The sequence below is a fragment of the Brevundimonas sp. EAKA genome (assembly GCF_000698025.1).
GTDB classification, from domain to species: domain Bacteria; phylum Pseudomonadota; class Alphaproteobacteria; order Caulobacterales; family Caulobacteraceae; genus Brevundimonas; species Brevundimonas mediterranea_A.
The window spans coordinates 106,603-129,059 of record NZ_JMQR01000001.1; the positions used below are offsets into that span (position 1 = coordinate 106,603).

22 protein-coding genes are annotated in these 22,457 nt (G+C 67.0%); 7 read left to right on the forward strand and 15 right to left on the reverse strand.

Annotated features, from left to right (window positions below; all coding sequences use genetic code 11):
• The first annotated feature begins 75 nt into the window (after positions 1–75).
• Positions 76–618 carry a DUF2061 domain-containing protein gene (locus ER13_RS17505; protein WP_008259786.1) on the forward strand — a complete coding sequence of 181 codons (543 nt, stop codon included), beginning with the start codon at positions 76–78 and terminating at the stop codon, positions 616–618.
• A 68-nt stretch (positions 619–686) separates the two neighbouring features.
• Here the strand turns inward: ER13_RS17505 and ER13_RS00505 are convergent, their stop codons facing one another.
• Both ER13_RS00505 and ER13_RS00510 read right to left on the reverse strand, forming a co-directional pair.
• Positions 687–3,017, reverse strand: a complete 2,331-nt coding sequence (locus ER13_RS00505; protein WP_035305195.1) for a TonB-dependent receptor — start codon at positions 3,015–3,017, stop codon at positions 687–689.
• Positions 3,018–3,214: 197 nt separating this feature from the next.
• A complete protein-coding gene (locus ER13_RS00510; RefSeq protein WP_035305198.1) occupies positions 3,215–3,925 on the reverse strand; it encodes an RlmE family RNA methyltransferase in 711 nt (236 codons plus the stop codon).
• 72 nt (positions 3,926–3,997) lie between these two features.
• Between ER13_RS00510 and ER13_RS00515 the strand changes: the two genes are divergently transcribed.
• Positions 3,998–4,459 (forward strand): peptidylprolyl isomerase, encoded by a 462-nt coding sequence (locus ER13_RS00515; protein WP_008263882.1) that lies wholly within the window; start codon positions 3,998–4,000, stop codon positions 4,457–4,459.
• A 57-nt stretch (positions 4,460–4,516) separates the two neighbouring features.
• Here ER13_RS00515 and ER13_RS00520 read toward each other — a convergent pair whose 3' ends face one another.
• The 6 genes from ER13_RS00520 to ER13_RS00545 all read right to left on the reverse strand — a co-directional run bounded on the left by ER13_RS00520 (position 4,517) and on the right by ER13_RS00545 (position 10,086).
• On the reverse strand, positions 4,517–4,993 hold the full coding sequence (locus ER13_RS00520) for a hypothetical protein (protein ID WP_035305199.1): 477 nt from the start codon (positions 4,991–4,993) through the stop codon (positions 4,517–4,519).
• A gap of 15 nt (positions 4,994–5,008) precedes the next feature.
• Positions 5,009–6,412, reverse strand: coding sequence for an MBOAT family protein (locus ER13_RS00525; RefSeq protein WP_035305201.1), 1,404 nt, complete (start codon positions 6,410–6,412; stop codon positions 5,009–5,011).
• On the reverse strand, positions 6,412–7,659 hold the full coding sequence (locus ER13_RS00530; RefSeq protein ID WP_035305203.1) for a GDSL-type esterase/lipase family protein: 1,248 nt from the start codon (positions 7,657–7,659) through the stop codon (positions 6,412–6,414). The genes ER13_RS00525 and ER13_RS00530 overlap by 1 nt, the downstream gene beginning before the upstream one ends.
• Positions 7,660–7,661: 2 nt before the next feature.
• A complete protein-coding gene (locus ER13_RS00535; protein ID WP_035305206.1) occupies positions 7,662–8,546 on the reverse strand; it encodes a DUF459 domain-containing protein in 885 nt (294 codons plus the stop codon).
• 90 nt (positions 8,547–8,636) lie between these two features.
• A complete protein-coding gene (locus tag ER13_RS00540) occupies positions 8,637–9,050 on the reverse strand; it encodes a DUF2177 family protein (RefSeq protein ID WP_008260687.1) in 414 nt (137 codons plus the stop codon).
• Positions 9,051–9,060: 10 nt separating this feature from the next.
• The gene (locus ER13_RS00545) at positions 9,061–10,086 is read right to left on the reverse strand and encodes a cyclopropane-fatty-acyl-phospholipid synthase family protein (RefSeq protein WP_035305209.1); all 1,026 of its coding nucleotides are present in this window, start codon (positions 10,084–10,086) and stop codon (positions 9,061–9,063) included.
• A 151-nt stretch (positions 10,087–10,237) separates the two neighbouring features.
• Here ER13_RS00545 and ER13_RS00550 point away from each other — a divergent pair, with 151 nt between their 5' ends.
• The 4 genes from ER13_RS00550 to ER13_RS00560 all read left to right on the forward strand — a co-directional run bounded on the left by ER13_RS00550 (position 10,238) and on the right by ER13_RS00560 (position 12,897).
• The gene (locus ER13_RS00550; RefSeq protein ID WP_035305212.1) at positions 10,238–10,957 is read left to right on the forward strand and encodes a CoA transferase subunit A; all 720 of its coding nucleotides are present in this window, start codon (positions 10,238–10,240) and stop codon (positions 10,955–10,957) included.
• Positions 10,957–11,124, forward strand: coding sequence for a hypothetical protein (locus ER13_RS18175; RefSeq protein ID WP_155988042.1), 168 nt, complete (start codon positions 10,957–10,959; stop codon positions 11,122–11,124). The genes ER13_RS00550 and ER13_RS18175 overlap by 1 nt, the downstream gene beginning before the upstream one ends.
• On the forward strand, positions 11,124–11,780 hold the full coding sequence (locus ER13_RS00555) for a 3-oxoacid CoA-transferase subunit B (protein ID WP_035305214.1): 657 nt from the start codon (positions 11,124–11,126) through the stop codon (positions 11,778–11,780). Before ER13_RS18175 ends, ER13_RS00555 begins: the two co-directional genes overlap by 1 nt.
• Before the next feature lie 160 nt (positions 11,781–11,940).
• On the forward strand, positions 11,941–12,897 hold the full coding sequence (locus tag ER13_RS00560; protein ID WP_035305216.1) for a hypothetical protein: 957 nt from the start codon (positions 11,941–11,943) through the stop codon (positions 12,895–12,897).
• A 15-nt stretch (positions 12,898–12,912) separates the two neighbouring features.
• On the opposite strand, the gene ER13_RS00565 is transcribed toward ER13_RS00560, so the two are convergent.
• From ER13_RS00565 to flgK, 7 genes are all read right to left on the reverse strand, one after another.
• Positions 12,913–13,563, reverse strand: a complete 651-nt coding sequence (locus ER13_RS00565) for an ABC-type transport auxiliary lipoprotein family protein (RefSeq protein ID WP_035305218.1) — start codon at positions 13,561–13,563, stop codon at positions 12,913–12,915.
• Positions 13,560–14,498, reverse strand: a complete 939-nt coding sequence (locus ER13_RS00570; protein ID WP_035305222.1) for an MlaD family protein — start codon at positions 14,496–14,498, stop codon at positions 13,560–13,562. Before ER13_RS00570 ends, ER13_RS00565 begins: the two co-directional genes overlap by 4 nt.
• A 77-nt stretch (positions 14,499–14,575) precedes the next feature.
• Positions 14,576–15,415 carry an ABC transporter ATP-binding protein gene (locus ER13_RS00575; RefSeq protein ID WP_035305223.1) on the reverse strand — a complete coding sequence of 280 codons (840 nt, stop codon included), beginning with the start codon at positions 15,413–15,415 and terminating at the stop codon, positions 14,576–14,578.
• Positions 15,412–16,530, reverse strand: coding sequence for an ABC transporter permease (locus ER13_RS00580; protein WP_035305225.1), 1,119 nt, complete (start codon positions 16,528–16,530; stop codon positions 15,412–15,414). Before ER13_RS00580 ends, ER13_RS00575 begins: the two co-directional genes overlap by 4 nt.
• 229 nt (positions 16,531–16,759) lie before the next feature.
• The gene (locus ER13_RS18180; protein WP_155988043.1) at positions 16,760–16,924 is read right to left on the reverse strand and encodes a hypothetical protein; all 165 of its coding nucleotides are present in this window, start codon (positions 16,922–16,924) and stop codon (positions 16,760–16,762) included.
• A 54-nt stretch (positions 16,925–16,978) separates the two neighbouring features.
• On the reverse strand, positions 16,979–17,944 hold the full coding sequence (locus tag ER13_RS00585; protein WP_008261892.1) for a flagellin: 966 nt from the start codon (positions 17,942–17,944) through the stop codon (positions 16,979–16,981).
• Entirely contained in the window at positions 17,941–20,058 is a 2,118-nt protein-coding gene (gene flgK, locus ER13_RS00590) for a flagellar hook-associated protein FlgK (RefSeq protein WP_035305228.1), read from the reverse strand. The genes ER13_RS00585 and flgK overlap by 4 nt, the downstream gene beginning before the upstream one ends.
• Before the next feature lie 406 nt (positions 20,059–20,464).
• On the opposite strand from flgK, the gene ER13_RS18905 reads away from it, so the two are divergent.
• Positions 20,465–22,456 (forward strand): flagellar hook-length control protein FliK, encoded by a 1,992-nt coding sequence (locus ER13_RS18905; RefSeq protein ID WP_231492417.1) that lies wholly within the window; start codon positions 20,465–20,467, stop codon positions 22,454–22,456.
• Position 22,457 lies beyond the last annotated feature (1 nt).

A 22,457-nucleotide genomic window follows, 5' to 3' on the forward strand; every position in this document is an offset into this window, starting at 1 on the left:
AAGGGTCTTGCCGTTTATGGACCCGATAGATTTTATTGGTTTGCAACCGAGGGGGCCAATGACCATTCTTGCAACATGGTCGGCGTCCTCCTCAGCACCGCGCGCAAACTGGCTCTGAAGATCGCCAGCTATGGCGTCATGCACCTTGTGGTGGCCATTCTGGTGGCCTTCGCCATCACGCGCGACTGGCGTATCGCCCTGGCCGTCGGCATGGTCGAACCCTTCTTCCAGACCATCGCCTATTCGATCCACGACCGGGTCTGGCACCGGGTCGAACGCCGCCGCATGGCCTCCAACATCGAAGAGGCGGCCGAGGCCTTCACCGCCCGGCTCGACATCATGTCTCCGGACGAACAGACCCGCGTCCACGACCACCATGGGCACAGCCACGCCCTGCCCCGCTCGCTAAAACAGGTGGCGGTCAAGACCGTGACCTACGGCGTCATGCATTTCGCTGTCGCCGTGGCCGTGGCCTACGCCCTGACCCAGGACATCCGCACAGCCCTGGCCATCGGCACCATCGAACCCCTGGTCCAGACGGTCTTCTTCACCGTCCACGACCGCATCTGGTCGCGCATCGAACAGCGCCGCGCCGGCCGGCAGCCGGCGACGGCCTGAATTAACGACCTTAACCTGACCGCTTGAGCGTCGAGGGGATGCGTCCGAAGACGCACCCCCCTTCCCCATCAGAAGCGGCGACGGATGCTGGCGAACACCTGACGCGGCGCGCCCGGCAGGAAGGTCTGACGACCCGCCGTGTTCTGGAAGCCGCCTGAACCCACGGTCGAGATGTAATCCTCGTCCGTCAGGTTCACGACGTTGACCTGGATCTGCGTCCCGTCCAGCCAACCGCCCATGCCGGTGAAACGATAACCGGCGGTCAGTTCGACCGTGGTGTAGGCGTCGGCCTTCTCATCGTTCAGGTAGGATGAGAAACGCTCGCCGGTGTAGGCGGTCGCCAGGGTCCCGAACACCGCGCCATTGTCGTATGACAGCTCGGCGCGGAACAGGTTTTCCGGCGTCGCGACGATCCGCTTTCCGGCCGTCGCGGCGACCAGGACGCCGGCCCCGTCGCGCACGTCATCCTCATAGGTCGAGTCATTGTAGCTGTAGGAGCCGAAGGCCGACCAGTCTGAGGCGAAGTTCCACAGGGCGGCGGCTTCGAACCCACGGCTCTTCACGGCGCCGACGTTCTGGATCCCGTTGCCCAGGCCCAGGATCGGGGCGCCCAGGGCGACGGTGAGCAGCCGGTCTTCGAACTGGACGTCATAGGCCGCGACCGAGCCTTGCAGACCGCCGGCGAAGTTGAAGCGCCAGCCGGCCTCGATGGTGCGCGAGTTTTCCGGCTTCAGCGTGTCCTTGATCGCCGCGAAACCGGCCGCCGAGGCCGAGAAGGGCCCGCCGGTGTTGGAGGATTCGAACGCCCGCATGTTTTCGGCATAGGAGGCGAACAGCTGATGGTCGGAATTCAGGTCGTAGCTCACCCCGATCTGCGGCAGGAAGTTGTCCTCGGCCTTGATCGAGCCGGTCTTGTTGGCGCCGACGACGGTGCTGGCCTCGTTCTCGACGCTCAGCGACTTGAAGCCGGCGTTGACGGTCAGATCATCGGTGATCGCCCAGCTGTCCTGCAGGTACAGATTGGTCGTCTTGGTGTTGTAGCTGTATTCCCACTCGGTGAAGAAGGGGTTCTCCTGGAACTCGAGCGAGTCCCGGCCGCCGTCGCCGCCGCGGCTCAGACCGTAATAGCGGCGAGCCTGGTTGAAGTCGTTGTCCTCGACCCAGAAGCCGGCCTCGATGCTGTGTGCGCCCAGGTCCAGCGTCACCGAACCGATCGCGCCCTTGCGGTCGATGTCGTATTCCGTGGTGCGGACGGCGATGGGGCCGGGGCTGGCGATGGTGGAGCCGTCCTGTCCCTTGGCGCCGAAAGGCGTCGGCACATAGGGCGTCCACCACAGGCCCTGCCCCTTGTTCGTGTGACCATAGCCGGTCAGCGAGACACTGAGCGAATCGGTCAGGGGATAGTCCAGCGTCACCGCGCCGATCGTGTCGTCGCGCAGACCGGCCGCGTTGAAATAGGCGTCGTCGACGCATTTGATCGGGCTGGGATAGGCGTTGGTGGTGCAGTCGCCGGCCGGGGTGGCCTGGTAGATGTCGGCGACCCGAACCGCCATGGCGTAGTCGCCCGAAATATTGTCCCAGTCACGGCCCAGCCGGTCGATCATGCCCAGCGACATGTCCTGGTAGTCGTTCTCACGACGCTCGGAATGATTGATGAAGCCGCGCAGTTCGCCGGCGCCGAGCGGCTGGAGGAAGCTGGCGTTGATCTGCTGTTGCTTCTGCTCGCCCACGCCCTTCCACTTGTCGGCGCTCTGGTCGGCGTAGGACACCGACAGGCGTGTGCCGGCCGAACCCAGGGCGCCGCTGTCCAGGCGCACGAAGCCGCGCAGGGTGTCGTCGCTGCCGAAGGCGCCCGAGACATCGACGCCGAAGTCCGTCGTCGGGACCCGGCTGACGAACTGGACCGTGCCGCCCAGATTGCTGCTCGACGCGGTGCCCAGCGCGCCCGATCCCTGGGCCACGTCCACCCGCGCGACGTTCTCCGAAATGATGGCGCGGGAAATATGCAGACCATTATGGTTGCCGTAGCTCATGTCGCCCAACGGAACGCCGTCCAGGGTGAAGCCGAGCTGGTTCTGGTTGAAGCTGCGCAGGACGATGCGCGCCGACCATTCATAGGCGCCGAAGGCGTCGGCCGATTGGAAGCTGACGCCCGGCAGGCGTTCGATGGCCTTCAGCGGGCTGCTGCCAGGCGCCTCGATGGCGATGGCGTCGGCGTTGACCGACGCCTGCTGGCGCGTCTGGCCGCGACCGAAGACGACGATCTCGTCGATCTCGGACACCTGGGTGTCGGCCGTGGCCATGGCGACGGCGGCGTCCTGCGCGGCGGCGACGCTCGGAACCACGAAGAGGGCCAGCGTCAGAAGAGACGCGCCCGAAAGGAAGCGATTGGAAATCATGTCAGCCCCGCTGTCAGCGCAGATTGCGCCGAGGCCGGGCTACCGCTGGGTGACAACACATCGGTGAAGACTTCGCGCGACTTTGGTGACAGCGGTATCCAAAACGCAAATGGCCGCCGAGCGTGCCCGTATAGCTACGCTTGCGCCGTATTCGGACAAAGCGGCCGGCCTTAGCCCGGACCGGCCTCAGACCTGTCTTACCGCTTGTTCAACGCCACCAGAAACACCTCGGCGCTGTCCTTCCGGCTGGAGGCCGGCTTGACGTATTTGACCGTCTCGAACTCCTCGCGCAGTCGCGCCAGAACCCCTCCGGCGTCGCCGCCCTGGAAGTTCTTGGACACGAAATTCCCGCCCGGCCGAAGGGTGCGGATGGCGAAGTCGGCGGCGATCTCGATCAGGGCGATGATCTTCAGGTGGTCGGTCTGGCGGTGACCGACCGTATTGTGCGCCATATCCGACAGCACCAGGTCCGGCGCCCCGCCGATGGCGTCGATCAACTGTTGGTCCACGCCCGGATGGGTGAAGTCGGCCTGCAACAGGGTCGAACCCGGGATCGGCTCGATCATCAGCAGGTCCACGCCCGCCACGGCGCCGGCTCCGCGATTGACCGCCACCTGGATCCAGCCGCCCGGCGCCGCGCCCAGGTCGATGACCTTCGAGCCACGCTTGATCAGGTGGAATTTGTCGTCGATCTCGATCAGCTTGAAGGCCGCGCGCGAACGCCAGCCCTCGGCCCGCGCCTTCTCGGACCATTTGTCGGCCAGTTGGCGTTTGATCCATTGCTGGCTCGACATCGACTTGGTGTCGGCCGTCTTCATTTTGGTGCCCATGCCGCGCCCGGCGGCGGTGCCGCCCGTGGGCGGTTTGACCATCCGGCGGCGTTCTTGGGGCTTTTCGTCTTCACTCATCGTTCCCACATAGCCCCGACCGGCGTTGCGGGCTATGTCCCGCCTCAAATCAACCCCAAGAGGACGACCGAAATGGCCGACACCCTGACCTTCACCCTGGACACCGGCGACGGCGAAGCCCGCGACGTGGTCATCAAGCTGCGCCCCGATCTGGCCCCCGGCCACGTCGAACGCATCACCGAACTGGCCTCGGAAGGCTTCTACGACGGCGTGGTCTTCCACCGCGTGATCGCCGGCTTCATGGCCCAGGGCGGCGACCCCACCGGCACCGGCACCTCCGGCTCCAAGAAGCCGAACCTGAAGGCCGAGTTCTCGGCCGAGCCGCACGTGCGCGGCGTCTGCTCGATGGCGCGCACCGCCGATCCCAACAGCGCCAACTCGCAGTTCTTCATCTGCCTGGACGACGCCACCTTCCTGGACCGCCAGTACACGGTCTGGGGTGAAGTCGAATCCGGCATGGAACACGTCGACGCCCTGCCCAAGGGCGAGCCGCCCCGCGCGCCGGGCAAGATCGTCAAGGCGACGGTCAACTAAGACTCTCCACCCTCGAAACCGTATCGGCTCGGCCGATGCGGTTTCGAGGCCTGCGGTCTAGGAGCGATCCTCGGCCGCGCCGTCGAACTGAACCGCCTGGGCGTCGCGCCACGCGTCACGCAAGCCGTCCACCGGCAGGTTCGCGCCCAGCAGGGCCAGTTGATCGACCCACACCGTCGCCAGTTTGTCGACTGTGGACTGGCCCCAGCCCGGCGGCTGCTGACGCGCCCAGTTCTGCAAAGACTCCGCATTGAAGATCATCAGGAAGGCGCAGGCCACGAACAGGGTCTGGCTGGTCCATCGCCGCGCCCGCGACGCCTCGCCTTCTTCGTCCAAAGCCGGCGCCGGGGGAAAGGCGAACCGGCCCAGGGCGATCAGGGCGTTCTCGCGCGTCGGCAGGTCGTGGGCGTCGGCGGCGCCGATCCAGTCGCTGGACGGATCCGCCGCCACCGGTTCGTCCAGCGGCGGAAACGGCGACACCGGCGGATGCGCCTGTGTCGGGAAGGGATCGATCGGGTCCGTGGGATCGCTCATCGTCGGATCAACGCCTCAGAACTGGAAATAGATGAAGGGCGCCACGCCCTCGGGTCGCATCGCCTCGACCAGCAGGATGGCCGCCCCGATCAACACACCGAGCGTCGGTGACGGCGCCGTCTTCAGCCGTTCGGCCAGCCCCTCGACCGCGCGCGGCGGCAGCCCATGCATGGCCAACCCGCCGACGATCAGCACCAGCACGAAGGGCGTCACCAGGCTGAAACCCTCGAACCGCCCCAGCCCGGCCAGCATCTGCATCGCCAGGTCAAAGGTCTCGGCCCGGAACAGGATCCATCCCAGACAGACGACGTGGAAGGTGATCAGGACCCCCAGCCAGGTCGGAATGACCTTGCGGTCCTTCACCACCGCACGACCGAGGCGCTCGACCACCTGCGCCCCGCCGTGCAGCGCGCCCCAGGCCACGAAGGTCCAGGCCGCCCCGTGCCACAGCCCGCCCAGCAGCATGGTGATCATCACATTGAGGCATGACGACCACAGCCCCTTCCGCCCCCCGCCCAGCGGCACGTACAGATAGTCGCGCAGCCAGCTGGACAGGCTGATATGCCACCGCCGCCAGAAGGCCTGCATCGAGGCCGCCCGATAAGGCTGATCGAAATTGCGCGGGAAGGAATAGCCCAGCAGGGCCGCGATCCCGATGGCCATGTCCGAATAGGCCGAGAAGTCGCAATAGATCTGAACCGCATAGGCATAGACCGCCGCCGCTATGTCGATCGCCCCATAGGCCGACGGATCGAAGAAGACCGGATCCACCAGCCGCGTCGCCAGCTCGGACGCGATCACCGTCTTCTTGAACAGGCCCCAGACGATCAGCAACAGCCCATGGGTCGCCATCTCGCGTGTCAGCCGCGGCACCCGCGCGAACTGGGGCAACAGGTCCGACGCCCGCACGATGGGGCCCGCCACCAGGTGCGGGAAGAAGCTCATCAGCAGCATGACGTCCAGCAGGCTCTCGGCCGGCGCCGTCTTGCCGCGATAGACGTCGACCACATAGCTGACGCCCTGGAAGGTGAAGAAGCTGATCCCGACCGGCAGCACCACCCGCAACAGCGGCAGGTCCCGCTCCCAACCGAATTGGGCCAGCAGATCAACAGCCTGCTCGACGAAGAAGCCGTAATACTTGAAGAAGCCCAGGATGGTCAGATTGGCCGCGACGCCCAGGCCGACCCACAGTTTGCGCCGTCCCGGCTGGTCGCTGCGCACGATCAGGGCCGCCACGCCCCAGTTCAGCACGGCCGAGGCGATCAGCAGGCCGACGAACCGCCAGTCCCACTGGGCGTAGAAGAACCAGCTGGCCAGCAGCAGGAACAGTTTGCGCCGCCCGTTCTCCCGATCCAGGCTCCAGCTGACCAGATAGACGAACAGGAAGAAGACCGCGAAGGCCAGGGTCGGAAACAGCATCAGTCCGCCTCCCCCTTTGCCGCCTTCCAGCGGTCATAGGCCCCAATCAGATCCTCGCTCAGGACCCCGCCGCTCCATTCCGCCCCGATGGAGGTGAAATGCACCCGGTCGGGCCGCATATAGGGTTCGGGCAGGGTCGCCAGCCGCTCCGCCGAACAGTCGCCCCCCATACGTCCGTACCAGTCCCAGAAGGCGACGCCCGTCTCGCCCGCGACTCGCCGCTGCACATCCCGGACCACCGCCAGAGCCTCCGGCGCTGATCGCCCGCCGCACGGTCCGCCGGTTCCGGGCTTCAATCCCTCGGGCGCGCCGAGGATCAATACAGGCGCATCCATGGATCGGACTACCATCAGGGCCTGTCTGAGCCAGAGTTCATATTCGCGGGGGTCGAGGTTCGGTGCGAACCCCTCGTTTACTCCAAAGGCCAAGATGATCAGATCCGGCATCCAAGCCGCGAGTTCTAGCCAGGCGATACTGCTGTCGCGCAAGGCGAGGTCCTGCATCGTCGCACCCACGACGCCCAGGTTCGACACCTGTACGCCCGCAGCCCGTCGCGTCAGTCGCAGGTCGTAGAGCTTCAGACGCCCTGTCGGCCGGATATCGATTTGCGTCTGCGGCTTGTCGAATGTCGCCGTCTGGCATTCAGGTTGCCACACCTCGTCTTCGCGGACCGCGAAACCCATCGTCTGCGTTTCGGCGCCAGCGGTAAGGGTCAGTTCGCCGTCCGCCTGCCATGCCTCGCCGCAGATCTGGACCTGATCAAAAGCTCCGTTCGACTCGGCGGTGATCGTCATTGTTGCGCCGTCTCTGACATCGGCTTCGCCGCCGCTCAGGCCGACGCCTATCGGCATGACTCCTCTGGCCAGCACATCCGTCCGCATCGGCCAGTCGCGCGCCGTCACCTCGACCTGCATCGGTCCATAGCCGGCATAGGGCACGCCCGGCGGCAACACCCCGCGCCCACCCGCCCCGAATCGGGCTTGCATCCGCGCGCGCAGGGCTCCGGTGATCCGATCCCCGGCCGTGTGGCTGTCGCCGATCTGGAGAATATGGACCGGCCGCTCGCCCTGGCCGATCTCCGCCGTCCGCAAGGCCTCGAACACCCCCTCCAGCGCCTCGACGCCGCAGATGCCTTCAGGACAGACCGGCGCCCCCGGCGCCGGCGCGGGCATGGGCGCATAGGGGACCTCGGTCCCGCTCTGCATCCCCAGCATCAGCACCGCCGCCCCCACGGCCCCCAGGCTCATGGTCAGCCGGTCGTCTGCGGCCGGGCCGCCGCCGCATCGAGCCCCGAGTCGCGCTTCAGCCGCTCCACCACCGGCGCGCCCATGCGGCGATAGCCGGCCATGGTCATGTGGATCCCGTCATTGGCCCGCATCAGCTGCGGCCGCCCGCTCGCGCCGGGCAGATAGGCCGCATATTCGCCCGCCGCATCGGCGGTGACGCCGGTCGTCTCGATCAGGGGCACGCCCAGGGCCGCCATCCGCTCCTTCACCACGGCGTTGATCACCGCCATCTTCGCGTCGAACCCGGCCCGCTTCATCTTCGGCAGGCCGACCCAATAGACGGCCACGTCATTGGCCCGCAGCAGGCCGACCAGATCGTCGATCCGCTTCCCATAGGCCGCCTTCCAGCCCGGCGTGCCGAAATCATGGATCACCCCGTCCAGGCTGATGCCCTGGGCGTCATTGGTCCCGAACATCACCACCGCCGCATCGACCGGCGTCTCGCTCAACTGCCGCGCCGTCTTGGCCTGGATGTCCACATAGTCGTAGCGCGACAGGCCGGTGGAGACCGCGCTGAACTGGGTCACAGTGACCCCCTGTTCGCCGTGCAGATCGCGATACAATGCGGCCCAAAGACCGTCCGCCATCGAATCGCCGAACACGCCGATCCTCAGTTCGCCCTGCGCGAGCCGCGCCTTCAACGGCGTCACTGCGGCCTTCGCGACTGGCGCCGGCGCCAGACTCTCGACCGGCGCCATCGGCGTCGGCGGAGTGGCCGAGGCGTTGGCCGACCCGCCCAGCATCAGGGTCGGATGGCGCAGCCAACCGCGCCCGTCCGGCGTCAGCATCAGGCCGATCACGACCCCGACGACCAGGGCCGCCGTCAATCCGTTGATGCCTGCGCGCAAGACCGCCCCCGTCGAAAACAGGGTTAGCTATAGCTTAACGACCCCGCCCTGCGCCATGCCGGTCCCGTGTCAGGCGAAACGACAGCGACCTCAGCCGAACCGCCCCTCGGCCCAGCGCGCGGCGAAATAGCCGCCGGTGGCCGAGATCGTGGTCAGAACCGTCCCCCAGATCAGGTCGATCACCGTCAGCTTGGTCTGCCAGATCTCCAGCGTCGCCTGATTGGTCAGGTCATAGGTGGCGTAGGCGACGAAGCCCAGCGCCGCCCCGTTGATCGCCGCCCGCGTCCAGCTTCCGTCCTTCAGGGCCGGGGCGATGGCCAGGAAGACCGTCCCGGCGATTGAGATCAGATAGAACAGCACCGCCGCCCTCATGTCCGGCTTGTCCGCCAGGATCGGCCCCAGCACCGGCTTGTAGAACCGGTCGGTCATGGTGGTCAGCCAGACGGCGTCGATCACCGCAAAGGTGATCCCGGCGCCCAGATAGGCGAAGACATATTTGATCACGACAAACTCCTCAGGCGGGTTTCAGGCGATAGTGGCTGACCGCCCAGGTGCGGCCCCCGTCGTTGCCGAACAGACCGGCGGTCGCCAGGTAGAAGCGCCGCCAGCGCCGGGTCCACAGCTTGGCGTCGTCGCCATAGGTCTCGCGCATCAGCACAGCGATCCGCGCGGCGTTGCGATCCATATTGGACAGCCAGTCGTTGGCGGTGCGGGCGTAGTGGCCGCCGTTCCAGGTCCACTCCTGCTCGACCGCGAACAGGTCGGGAAACTGCCGGATCAACCCGTGGCTGGGCATGATGCCGCCGGTGAAGAAATGCTGGGCGATGAAGTCGCCGCTGTCGGTGTGATCGAACCGATAGGGGGCGTCGCGGTGGGTGAAGACGTGAATGAACATCCGCCCCTCCGGCTTCAGCCAGGACCGGGCCTTGGTCAGCAGGGCCCGCCAGTTGGCCATATGCTCGAACATCTCGACCGAGACGATCCGGTCGAACCTCTGGTCGGTGTCGAACAGGTTCATATCCTGGGTCACGACCGTCAGATTGCTCAGCCCCCGCGCTCGGGCCTGGGCTTCGATATGACCCCGCTGCCCGTGACTGTTCGACACGGCCGTGATCCGCGCCCGGGGATAGGTCTCGGCCATCCACAGCGACAGCGAGCCCCAGCCGCAGCCCATTTCCAGGATGGTCTGACCGTCCGCCAGATCGGCGTGGGCGCAGGTCTCCATCAGGGCCGCGACCTCGGCCTGGTCCAGCGTCTCCGTCCCCGTCGGGTACAGGCAGCACGAATATTTCAGCCGCTCGCCCAGGCACAGGCGGAAGAACTCGGGCGGCAGTTCGTAGTGCTGCCGGTTCGCTGCATCCGCATGTTCGGCGATGACCCGCTCGGCCATTTCGCGCGCAAACGCCGCCTCGTCATGCGGCCCGTCGCGATCCAGGCGCCGACGCGCCTCCGTGACCAGACTGTCGATCGCCGGGCGGGTCACGAAATCCGGAAAGGGCGCGTCCTGCAGCTGGCGAATGGCGACATTGGTCAGGTTCATGCAGGCGCTCCCGTCAGATCACGAGGGATACGCTTTGGGGCGACATTCGGATGCGACGCGATTGCCGCCGCGACCGCTTGCCCGCAAGATCGCTTCCGGACTATGAGCGGAAGACGCCGCGATATTCATCAGACGGTGAAAAGGGAGAGCGATGGGAAAGATCTATGCTGACGTCACGTCCGCGCTGGAGGGCCTGACCTTCGACGGCATGACGGTCATGTCCGGCGGCTTCGGCCTGTGCGGCATCCCCGAGAACCTGATCGCCGCCCTGCGCGACAGCGGCGTCAAGGGGCTGACGGTCATCTCCAACAACGCCGGGGTCGACGGCTTCGGCCTGGGCCAGCTGCTCGGCACCCGCCAGATCGCCAAGATGATCTCGTCCTACGTCGGCGAGAACAAGGAGTTCGAGCGCCAGTATCTGGCCGGCGAACTGGAGCTGGAGTTCAACCCGCAAGGGACCCTGGCCGAACGCATCCGTGCCGGCGGCGCCGGCATCCCCGCCTTCTTCACCGCCACCGGCGTCGGCACCCTCGTCGCCGAGGGCAAGGAGGTCCGCAACTTCAACGGCCGCGACTACGTCATGGAGACCGGCCTGATCGCCGACCTGTCCATCGTCAAGGCGTGGAAGGCCGACGAGCGCGGCAACCTAGTGTTCCGCAAGACCGCCCGCAACTTCAACCCGATGATGGCCACCGCCGGCAAGGTCACCGTCGTCGAGGTCGAGGAGATCGTCCCCGTCGGCTCGCTCGATCCCGACCACATCCACACGCCGGGCGTCTATGTCGACCGCCTGATCCAGACCGTGTCCGAGAAGCGCATCGAACAGCGGACGGTGCGGCAACGTCCAGAACCCGTCGGAGCCGCCGGCTGATGACCAAGCTGAATATCATCGCCATCATCGCCGTCTGCTTGTGCGGCATAGCGGGTCTGACCCTCGCCGTCCTGTCCAGCATGAGCCTGGACAAGGTGGCTGTGGGGGTGGGCCTTTTCGGGCTGCTCCTGACCTATTCCGCTCGTCTCATCGCGAGGAAGAACTGATGCCCCGTACCCGCGAACAACTCGCCGAACGCGCCGCCCAGGAGCTTCAGGACGGCTTCTACGTCAACCTGGGCATCGGCATCCCGACCCTGGTCGCCAACTACATCCCCGCCGGCATGACCGTGACCCTGCAATCCGAGAACGGCATGCTGGGCATGGGCCCCTTCCCCTATGAGGGCGACGAGGATCCCGACCTGATCAACGCCGGCAAACAGACGATCACCGAGATCCCCGAGTCGTCCTACTTCAGCAGCGCCGACAGCTTCGCCATGATCCGCGGCGGGCACATCAACCTGTCCATCCTCGGCGCGATGGAGGTGGCCCAGAACGGCGACATCGCCAACTGGATGATCCCCGGCAAACTGGTGAAGGGCATGGGCGGGGCCATGGACCTAGTCGCCGGCGTCAAGCGCGTGGTCGTGGTGATGGAGCACGCCAACAAGCACGGCCAGTCCAAGGTGCTGAAGGCTTGCACCCTTCCCCTGACCGGCACGGGCGTGGTCAGCCGCATCATCACCGACCTGGCAACCTTCGACGTCAAGCCTGACGGCGCTGGCCTTGAACTGATCGAACTCGCCGACGGCGTCACCCTGGACGAGGTCGCCGCCAAGACCGAGGCCGCCTACACAGTGGCGGCCGGGTTGAAGGCGACCTGAAGCGCCCGTTCGGGGTCGCCTAATCGAACCTTGTTGGGTGATGACGCGCCCGCTAGTGTCGATGACCCGGAGGTCCTGCGTGACCTTCGGATGCGACCCCAGGGCGCCCGCTCCCCGGCATCCAACGCCTCTCAAGGCGAGAACAGGCGACCTCCGTCACATGGCGACTTCGCTCCAGGCGCGGCCCGCAGCCTCCGACGGCGACGCCTCGCCGGAAGCCCCGCTCGATCTCGGCGCCCGTCTGATCACGCGCCAGGCGGGCGACCGCCGCTTCGGCGCCCCGATCCACGCCTGGTATCCGGTGCGCGCCGCTCGGACCCGCACCGCCACGCGGGCTCAGCTTCACGGCGAATGGATCGACCTGCCGGCCACGGTGGCCCCGGACGCCGTCCAGACGACGGCCTGCGGCGGTTGGCGACTGATCAACCGCCTGGGGCTGATCTGGGCCTGCCCCGCAGGCGCAGTCGCCCCGCCGGACCTGCCTCCGACGCCCGAGGCGCCCCTGGCCCTGATCGCCTATTCCAAGGCCCCTGCGCGTGCGGATTATGACCAGGCGGTCCTGGGTCTGCTGGACCCGGCCCATGTGCCGATGATCCATAACGCCTGGTGGTGGCGCAGCCAGGCGCGACGCACCAAGACCAAGAGCTACAGCCCCTCGCCCTTCGGCTTCACGGCCGTCGCGGCGGACGCCTTCGCCTCCACCCCCGCCTATGATCTGGTGTCCGAGGACCGCAAGGTCAGTATCGAGTTCCGCCTGCCGTCGATCCGGCTTGAGCGCGTCACGGCCCGCGGGTTCGAGCTGATCAACCTGACCACCGTCACCCCCCAGGCGGAAGGCGACGTCGTGATCCGCAACCTGATCCTCTGCTCGGTCGCCGCCTTGCGGTTCGGCAGCCCGCTGCTGTCGGCCTGGGGCCGGACCTTCCTGCGTCAGGACGTGGCCATACTGGAGCGGCTCGAGGGCCGCAGCCCGCATCTGCCCCTGGTCTTCGCCGGCGACCCGGACCGCCCGTCCGCCTTCTACTTCGCCTCCAAGGCCGCCCTGCTCCGCGCCCAGCGCGACGACGCCCCCTACCGGAACCCGATCGAAGCCGAGTCCCTCCAGTGGGTCACCTGAGCCGGGCCCCAGCCCTCACTTCGCCGACTGAATCGTCCAGTCGGCGATCTGGGTGTTGATGTCGCGCGTCGCCGTGTCGAAGGCGGCGACGATGGCCGATATCCGGTTCTCGCCCGCCGGCTGGGTCACATTGAAGACCCGCTCCACCGACCGCCCCTGTTCGGGACGGATCGCCGCATCCCCGCCGGTGCGCCGCTCGGGCGTCGAACGCAGCTGGGCGCGAGCGGTGATCACCACGTCCGGCGTCGCCCCCGGCGCGGCGTAACGCGCCTCGAACGTCGTCACCGTGACCTGCAGCACCAGCGGCGGCGTGCCGGGTTCGCGTCGGCCCAGGACGCGGATCTGGTCGGCCCGATTGGCGAAGGCCGCCTTCAGGCTGTCGTCGAACAGGGTCGCGGCGGGCGACACCCAGCGCGCGCCGCCGATATAGGCGGTTTCGGTCCCCGTGACGCCCAGGATCCGGTCGTCGCCGGTCGCTTCCGGAAACTCGATCCGGCGGATCGACACCGACAACGGCGCGGGCGTGTCGCCCTCGGCCGAGGGCGCGTCCAGCGGCAGGCCGAACCGGTAGTTCTGCACCGGATCCGGCGTGGACAGCAGCGAACAGCCGCCCAGCGAGACGACGACGCCGGCGACGGCGCCCAGTTGCACCAGGGAACGGATCACGGCTGCACCTCCAGCTCTTTCGATTGCGGTTTCCCGATGAAGTCGCGCGGGCTGGCGCGGACGTCGTCGATCAGGCCCTGTAGAGAGCGCGTCGCCTCCTGCAGTTCCTCAATGGTGCCGCTCAGTTGCGGCAGGCTGGACGTCGCGAAGTCGCCCAGCGGTCGTTCCAGCCCGGTGATCGAGCGGTTGGCCGAGGCGATGGCCGTGCGGGCCTCCGCCGTCGCCTGATTGATGTTGGCGATGGCTTCGCGGCCGTCGGTATTGACGACGGCGCGCATGTCGGCCGCCAGCCCCTGATACTCAAGGATGGTGGCGTTGGCGTTCTTCACCGCCGCCTCCAGCTCGGCGAAGATGGCCTTGCGGGCCTCCAGCTCGGTCGTCAGGGCCTCGACGTTCTTCACGCTGGTCGAGAAGCTGCGAATATTGTCGTCGGACATGACGCGGTTGATGCGGTTCAGCGCATCCACCGTCTGGGCCAGCACCGTGCCCGACCCGCTCAGAAGCTCGGCGATCGGCGACGGCTGGCTTTGCAGCACCGGCACCACATTGTCCGGATACTGGTCCTTCAACAGGGCGCTGTTGGGCGAGCCGGCGGTGATCTGGATATAGTTCAGGCCTGTGATGCCCTGCGGCTCCAGCTGGGCGCGGGAGGTCACGCGCACCGGCGTCGTACCGTCCACGCGAACCCGCGCGATGACCTGGTCGCCGCGCTTGGTGTCGATGTTCAGGTCGGTCACCTCGCCGACGCGGATGCCGTTGAAATGCACCTCGCCGCCTTCCGACAGGCCATTGACCGGCCCATAGAAGACGATGTCGTAAATGTCGTAGTCGCTGTTGAACTGCAGTCGGGCCAGCCAGATGGTGAACACCGCCAGCGCCGCCATAAGGCAGACGGTGGCGATCCCGACGGCGGCGTAGTGTGCGTCTCGTTCCATACTCGGCTCTCCTCAGGCCGCGGTCTCGAGCGCGCAGCAGGCGAAAGTGGTCGCCGGTTTCGCCGCCCGCTGCGCGCTCATTTTGACATTTCCGGTTCCGACCGCGCCGAGGCGCGGTCGGAACCGTGGGCGGCGCGACCGCGCGGCCCCAGGAAGTATTCCTTGATCCACGGATGGTCGGAGCGTTCCAGCTCCTGCACCGTGGCCTTTTCGACGACCCGTTTGTCCGCCAGCACCGCCACCTCGTCGCAGATGGCGTACAGGCTATCGAGGTCGTGTGTAATCATGAAGACGGACAGGCCCAGATCGTCGGCCAACTGCCGGATCAGTTCGTCGAAGGCCGCCGCCCCGATGGGGTCCAGGCCCGCCGTCGGTTCGTCCAGGAAGACCAGTTCGGGATCCAGCGCCAGGGCTCGCGCCAGACCGGCCCGCTTCTTCATCCCGCCCGACAGCTCCGCCGGCTTCAGGTGATGATGCTCCGGTTTCAGACCGACCATGGCGATCTTCAGCTCGGCCAGTTCGTACATCACCGACTTGGGCAGTTTGGTATGTTCGACCAGGGGCGCCGCCACGTTCTCGAGAACGGTCAGGGATGAGAACAGCGCCCCCTGCTGGAACAGGATGCCGGTGCGCTTCTCGATATCCGCCGCCTGATCGTCCGTCAGGGTGGCGCGGTCGTAGCCCAGCACCTTGACCGACCCGCCCTCGGGCTCCTTCAGGCCGATGATGGTGTTCAGCAGCACGGTCTTGCCCGCGCCCGATCCCCCGACCACCCCCAGGACCTCGCCCCGTTTCAGGTCCAGGTCCAGGTTCTCGTGAATGGTCCGGTCGCCGAACTGGCTCAGCAGGCCGCGCACCTCGATCAGGTTCTCGGTCTTGTCCTCCGGGGCGGCGGCCGACATCGTCGCATCGGTCATATGTCCAGCTCCAGGAACATCAGGGCGAAGACCGCGTCCAGCAGGATGATGGCGAAGATCGCCTGCACCACCGCCGCCGTCACCCGCCGGCCCAGGCTCTCGACATCCCCGGCCACCGACATCCCCTGACGACAGCCGATGGCGGCGATCACCAGGGCGAAGACCGGCGCCTTCACCAGGCCGACCATCATGTGCTGGGCCATGCTCCCGTCTTCGACCAACCGCTGGAAGAAGAAGGCCGGCCCCAGGTTCAGGGAGCTCCAGCACACGATCAGACCGCCCAGCAGGCCGCCGATCATGCCCATGAAGGTCAACAACGGCAGCATCAGCACCAGGGCCGCCAAGCGCGGCACCACCAGGGCCTGGAACGGATTGACGCCCATCACCTGCATGGCGTCGACCTCCTGGTTCATCCGCATGGACCCGATCTCTGCCGCAAAGGCCGAGGCCGACCGCCCCGCCAGCAGGACCGAGGCGATCACCACCGCGAACTCGCGGAACATGGCCACGCCGATCAGCTGGACCGCGAAGACCTGGGCGCCGAAGTCGGTCAGCAGGTCCACGCCGATGAAGGCCACGACCGCGCCGATGAAGAAGTTCGTCACCATCACGATGGGGATGGCGTCCAGACCCGCGCGCTCGGCCTGGCTGACCCAGGCGGGCCAGCGGATGCCGCCTGGATTTTTGGCGGCCTCGACCACGGCCTCCATCAGACGTCCCAGGAAGGCCAGGGACAGCATGGCCTCGGCCCCGAAATCATAGACGCCCCGCCCGATCTTGGCGAAGGCGCGGGTAAAGGCGCCTGGCTGCTTCGGCGGAGGCGAGCTCTTGCGCTCCAGGGCTTCGATCATCGTGTAGATGCGGCCCGCCTCAGGCCGCTCCGTCCACGCCGACTTGGGCACGCCGCAATGCGACGCCTGCACCAGAGCCAGGGCGCCGGCCGTGTCGAAACGGCCCAGGTCGCGGGTGTCCACGCTTTCGATCTTGCGGCCGTCAAGATCCTTGCCGAGCCGTTGCGGCAAACGGCCCAGGGCCGTCGTCGTCCAGTCGCCGACCAGGCGCAGCTTCGCCGTCCCGTCGCCGGCGTCCGTGATTTCGTAATCGGTCTGGCTCATCGCGCCCCGGAAGTCAGAACGGGAATCAAGCGACTTCCCAACCTATGAAGGGGACCGCCGAAAACCCGACACGCCTCATGGTCAAGCCCAAGAGGGAAGTCAACGCGCGATGACATTTGCACGGCGCTTTCCTTTCGCACTGTGTCGGACCTGCGTCCCCCATAGGATATTCCCCACCGCCACGCTGGCGCTACAACGGCAACGCCACCAGAGCGGATTCGTTCGTTCTTCAACCGACAAGGCGTCGCGCGGCGGTCAGATCCTCGACGAAGGCCCGTTGCGTCTCGGCCTGTGCGGCCCTGTCCGGCAGTCGCAGCAAATAGGCCGGGTGGACCGTCAGCATTCCGACTGATCCGTCGTCCAGCGCCAGGGGCCGCCCCCTTTCCCTGGTCACCGCCGGCTCATGCAGAATTGAACGCCTCGGGAATCAGGGAGGCTGGAGCTCGGACTATCGCAGCAGATCCAGCAGCGACGTGCTGCGCAGCGAATTGATCACCTGCGCCGAGGCCTGGATCGCCACCTGCGCCATCTGCAGGTCGGTCACGGCCTGGGCCGGGTCATAGCCCGTCTTTTTCAGCATCATCTTGTCGAGCGCGATCTTCTGGGATTCGTGCGCTTCGAGGGCGGATTCGACGTGGTTCTGCACCAGACCATTCTTGGCGTTCTGGTTGGTCACGCCCTGATTGGCCTTGTCGAGTTGGGTCATCTGGGCGTTCAGGAAGGCCGTGACGCCCGCCCCCGGCTGGCCCGTCAGGGTGCCGACGCCCGTGGGCGTATAGGTCACGCCGTCGATGATCACCGGCGTGCCGTTCTGATAGGCCTGCATGTTGCGGAACACCTCGGTCAGGGGGCCGCCGATTTCGTCCGCGAGGAAGCCGGTCTCGACCATGGTGTTCTCGTCGATGCGCGACTTCTGCTTCAGGCTGTCGTTCGCAAAGGTCGAGGCGGTCGAGGGGGCGGCGGCCAGATCGGCCATGGTCTTGGCCGTCGCCGGCGCGACGTCGCCACGCCCGCCGGAGAACAGATAGGAGCCCTGATGCTCGGCGTTCAACCCGCCCTGGACGTTCTGGTAGTGCAGACCCAGTTCGGTCATCAGATTGGTGATGCTGCCGGCGGCCAGCCCATTGGCGATGGCCTCGCGGGCGCCCGTGCCGGCTTCGTAGATCCGGCCCATGGCCAGGTCCTGGGCGCTCAGTCGCGCCGCCGCGCTCTCGCCGGCGCCGATGAACCCTTCCAGCCGGGCCTGGGTCGAGGTCAGACTGGTCAGCTGTTCCGCGCCCCGGCCATAGCCGGCCATGTCGGTCGCGATCTTTTCGCTGCCCATCCGCTCCTGCGCCAATTCGGCGCGGCTCTGGGCCGTCATCAGATTCAGAAGGGCGGACTGATAGTTTCCGGCGGTGGCGACACGCGTCATTTCAGCATCCCGATCAGGGTGTCGTACATGTCCTTGCTCGCCTGGATCAGGCGGGCAGAGGCGTTATAGGCTTGCTGGAAGGTGGTCATATTGACCAGTTCCTCGTCCATGTTGACGCCTTCGGCCGAGGCGCGACGACTGTCGGCCTCCTGCGACAGGGCCGTCGCCGTCTCGCTGCGCGTCTTGGCCGCCGAGGCCTTGCCGCCGATGTCGCCGGCGAAGTCCGCCGCATAGGACGACAGGGTCTTGCTCCCGCCGCTGTTGCCGCCGGCGGAGGCGAAATTGACGTTCTTCTTGCCCGCGTCCGCCAGCAGAAGTCCGCCGCGACCGTCGTTCTTGCTCAAGGCCGGCGTTCCGGCGGCGGCCGACAGGTTCAACTGGGCCAGCGCCAGCTTGGCCGGGTCCTGCTGGATGTCGCCGCGGACGCTGTAGGCCCCCGCCCGCGTCGCGCCCGTACCGCCCAGACCGAACAGCTGCGACATGGAAACGCCGGACGGATCCTGGGTCGTGCCGTCCTTGACTACGCTCATGCTGGTGGCGCTGGCGTCATAGGCCTTGAAACTCAATGCGCCCGAGGCGTTCAGGCTGAAGGCGCCGAACCGCCCCACGCCCGCGACCGGATCGTTCAGCGCGGACAGCAGTTCGCCCATGGTCCCGGTCCCGGCGGGGACCGCCACCGTGACGTCCCGCAGTCTCGCGCCGGACTCGCTGCCGATGCGGAAGGTCAGACTCTCGCCCGCATCGAAGCCGTGCTGCGACGTCAGACTCAGACCGGTTTCATAGAAGGTCGGCGTCTTGGTGCTGACCAGGTCGTTCAGCCCGAACCAGTGCGAGAAGCCTCGACCGCCCTTGCTGCTCGGCGTCGTCGCATCGTCGGCGATGGCGATTCCGTTTCCGGCCTGGCCCTCGATCCGCAATTGTCCATTGGAGAAGCCGACCGTCGCCGTCCCCCCCAGTTGGGCGTTGACCGTCGCCAGGAAGGTCGTCGGATCGGCGGCCACCCCGTTGACCGTCATGGTCGCGCCGGAGAAGACGATCTCGGCCGAACCCTGGATCACGCCGGCGCTGTTCACCGTTGTGATCGTGGTCTTGCCGGTAAAGCCGGTCAGGGCGTTCGTCAGCGACTGGCCGGTGTTTCGTCCGGTCAGACTGGTCGGCGCGGGCACGGCGCTGTTGGCGTTGTGGGCCCGGTTCAGTTCGTCGGCCATCTTGGCCGTCAGTTCGCCCAGACGGGCGGCGGCGGCCGGGGCGTCGATGTCGCGCAGTTCGACCAGCCCGCGGATCTCGCCCGACGAGACCCCGTCCAGCAGCGGCCAGCGCGTGCCGTTCGGTTCGGTGATCATGATGTCGGAGAAGGCCGTCGTCGCGTCCACCGTCCCCGCCGCCTTGTACGACAGGGTCGCATTCCCTTCGCCGACCAGGGTCGTGCCCGTCCCGGTCCGCAAGGTCACGCCCCCATTGGCCCGGCCCTCCACCTTGACGTCCATATATTTGGACAGTTGGTCGATCAGCGTCTGTTGTGCGTTCTGTGCGCCCGTCACGTCCTGGTTGATGACCGTTCCGGCGGCGATCGTCTTGTTGAGCTTGGCGATCTGTTCCAGCAGCGGATTGATCGTCTCGACCGCATTCTGAAGCCGCCCGTCGGCTTCCTGGCGCGCCGCCTGGATCTGGGTGGCGATGCCTGCGGCCTCATTGAACAAGGCCTGGGTCTTGTAGATCGTGTCCTGGCGCGCGGCTGAAGAGGTGGGGCTTTCGCCGAGGGTCGCATAGCTGGCGAACAGCTTGTCTATGTCCGCGAAGAAACCGCCGTCGCCGCTGGGATCGCCGAACCGGGTCTGGATCTGGTCGTACAGTTCATACCGCACAGTCTCGCGCGCCGCGTCCGCATTGGCGCTCATCCCCGCAGCCTGCAGGAACCGATCGGTCGCCAGCCGAACCCGCGCGATATCGACGCCGGCGCCATAGCCCTGGGTTACGGCCGCCGTCTGATCGACGGTCTTGCGCACATAGCCCGGCGTATGGACGTTGGCGATATTGTCCGACGTCACGCGCAACTGGGCCTGGGCCGTCTGGAGGCCCGAGGTCGCGATATTCATGATCGACGTCAGCGACATGGACCGGCTCCCCTCGCCCCACCCGGCAAGCCCTGCCCTGCCATGCGCAGATCTTGCCCGGCCACGCGCCGCCGCCGCTCAACCAGAGCGTTGTTTTTAAACGACATCGCGGATCGCGCAGTCTTCATGGTCCGCCAGGTGCGCAAGCGTCGGGCCAACATGTCCGTCGCGACATGACGGAGGCCTGAGGACGTCGATTTCGATCCAGACGCGACGCCTTCCAAGCCGGGCAAAAAAGGGGCGAACGCACGGCAAGAAAGGCCCACGCCCGATGGTCGGCTTTCGGCAGGATCTGATTTTTCCCTTTTTGATCAATGAATATGCAACTGGCCCGCCCCTTGCGACGGGCTGTTGGAAGAACCAGGCGCAGCAGGCGCCGCCCAGCCCTGAAGGTCGCCTGCCTTTCATGCCGTCCGCATTCGCCATGTTCGCCTCCGCGCCTCCGGCCTCCGCCGGATCGGCCGCTGCTGCGCCGGGCGCCACGGACAGCGAGACCGCCAGCCTGTTCTCCTCGAACCTGGCCGACGCCATCCAGGGCGTAAAAGCAGACGCCGCAAAGGCCGAAGCTGCACATCGGACGCCGGGCCGCCTCTCGCTCCCGGTGATCTCCAGCCCGGAGATGGAAGCGGCCGAGACGTCCGACGCCTCTCCCACCCTGGCGGAAGCGGTGGACGTCGCACCTGACGCCTTGATCGCCGGTGAAGCGCCGACCTCAGACGCCGCCGCCGACACCGAACAGACGGATACGCCCGTCGCACCTTCCGACCTCGCGGCTGCGCCTCAACCTCCTCTCCCGCAGTCGGCTCCTGTGGCCGCCCCCATTGTTGCGCCGACCACAGCGTCCGAACCGTCGCTTGAAACAGCGGCTGCCGAGGACGCAAGCGTTGGCCAGACGACAGCGGCCCTTGAACAGGGCGCTGCGGCAGGCGTGACCGTTGAGCCCTCCGCTCAGCAGAACGCGACGGCCGCGACCGAAACCGCATTGGTCGAGGCAGGGCCTGCCCCACCGCCGATCCCGGACGTCCCCGGGCAGACCCCGATCAACGGCTCGGCAGAGACCTCCGCGCACGAACAGAGCCTCGCCCAGAATCACGAAACGGCTGCAGCGGCGCCCGTCGCCCCTGATGTCGACCAGACACTCGCCGCTCTGGCCGCGCAGCAAGTCCACGCCGCCGAGTCATCTCCGCCCGTCGCCGAAGACGCCATGACGACGAAGGCGCCTTTGCCGGAATCGGGGATGACGGAACAGGGCTCGGCTGGCGTGAAGAACGCCTCGCCCTCGGCCTCCGACAAATCGGCCGTGGCGGCCGACGCCTCTATCGTGAAGCCGGCCGAAAAGGCGGCGACAAAGCCGGTCTCAGAACCCGTTCAATCCGCCGGCGCCAGCGCCGCTTCTCCCAAAATCGAGACCGCCGCGCCGAAGATGGACGTGAAGGTCTCGATCCAGTCGGCCAACCTCGCGGCGCAGCCCGTCCAGACGGTCGCGGTAATCTCGAGCCTGGCGGTCGGCGAAGCGGTTCAGGCCATAGACGCCAAAGTCGAAGTCCCGACTGAACCGTCCGACACAGGGTCCGCGCCGGTCATCGCGACATCGCAACCGACTGAAAGCGCGCCCGCCAAGGCGGCGACGACGCCCGTGACGAACGCCGCCCAACCCAACCCGGCCTCGACCAAGGCCGCGCCCGCGCCCGCGCCCGCGCCCGCGCCCGCCGAGGCGAGCCAAGGTCAGAACGTGGCGCAACCCGCGCTCGGCGACCACATCGCCATGGCGGACGCAACGCCGCCCCCGGCCCAGAACGCCGCCTCGACCGAAGCCGCGCCGACCGGGACCGTTCCGGTCCTTGATGCGGCCATGACGTCGCTTGACCCGGCCACGCCTGTCGAAGGCGCCACGGAAGCCCGCGCGCTCGATGCGGCGACGACCACGACCCAGACGACCAGCGCCTCGTCCCTGTCGCGCGCCACCATCGAAACGACGGCCCATCTCGCCGCCCAGATCGCCCGCAAGCTTGAGGGACGCTCCACCCGCTTCGACATGGTGCTGACGCCAGAGGATCTGGGTCGGGTGGACGTAAGCCTGGAGATCGGCGCCGACGGCCGGCTCGCCGCACGCCTGGCCTTCGACAATCCGGCCGCCGCCGCCGAATTGCGCGGCCGCGCCGACGAACTGCGTCGCCAGCTTCAGGACGCCGGTTTCCAGCTCGCCAGCGACTCGCTCGACTTCACCCAACGCGACACCTCGTCCGGCGGCGGTTTCGACCGCCAGCAGCAGCAGCACCAGAGCCTGTTCGCACGCGGCGCGCGCCTGACCGCCCAGGCCGATCTTTCCATTGCGCCGCCCCAGGGCGCCTGGACCAACCATTCCCAGACGCGCGACCGCGTCGATGTGAGGGTCTGAC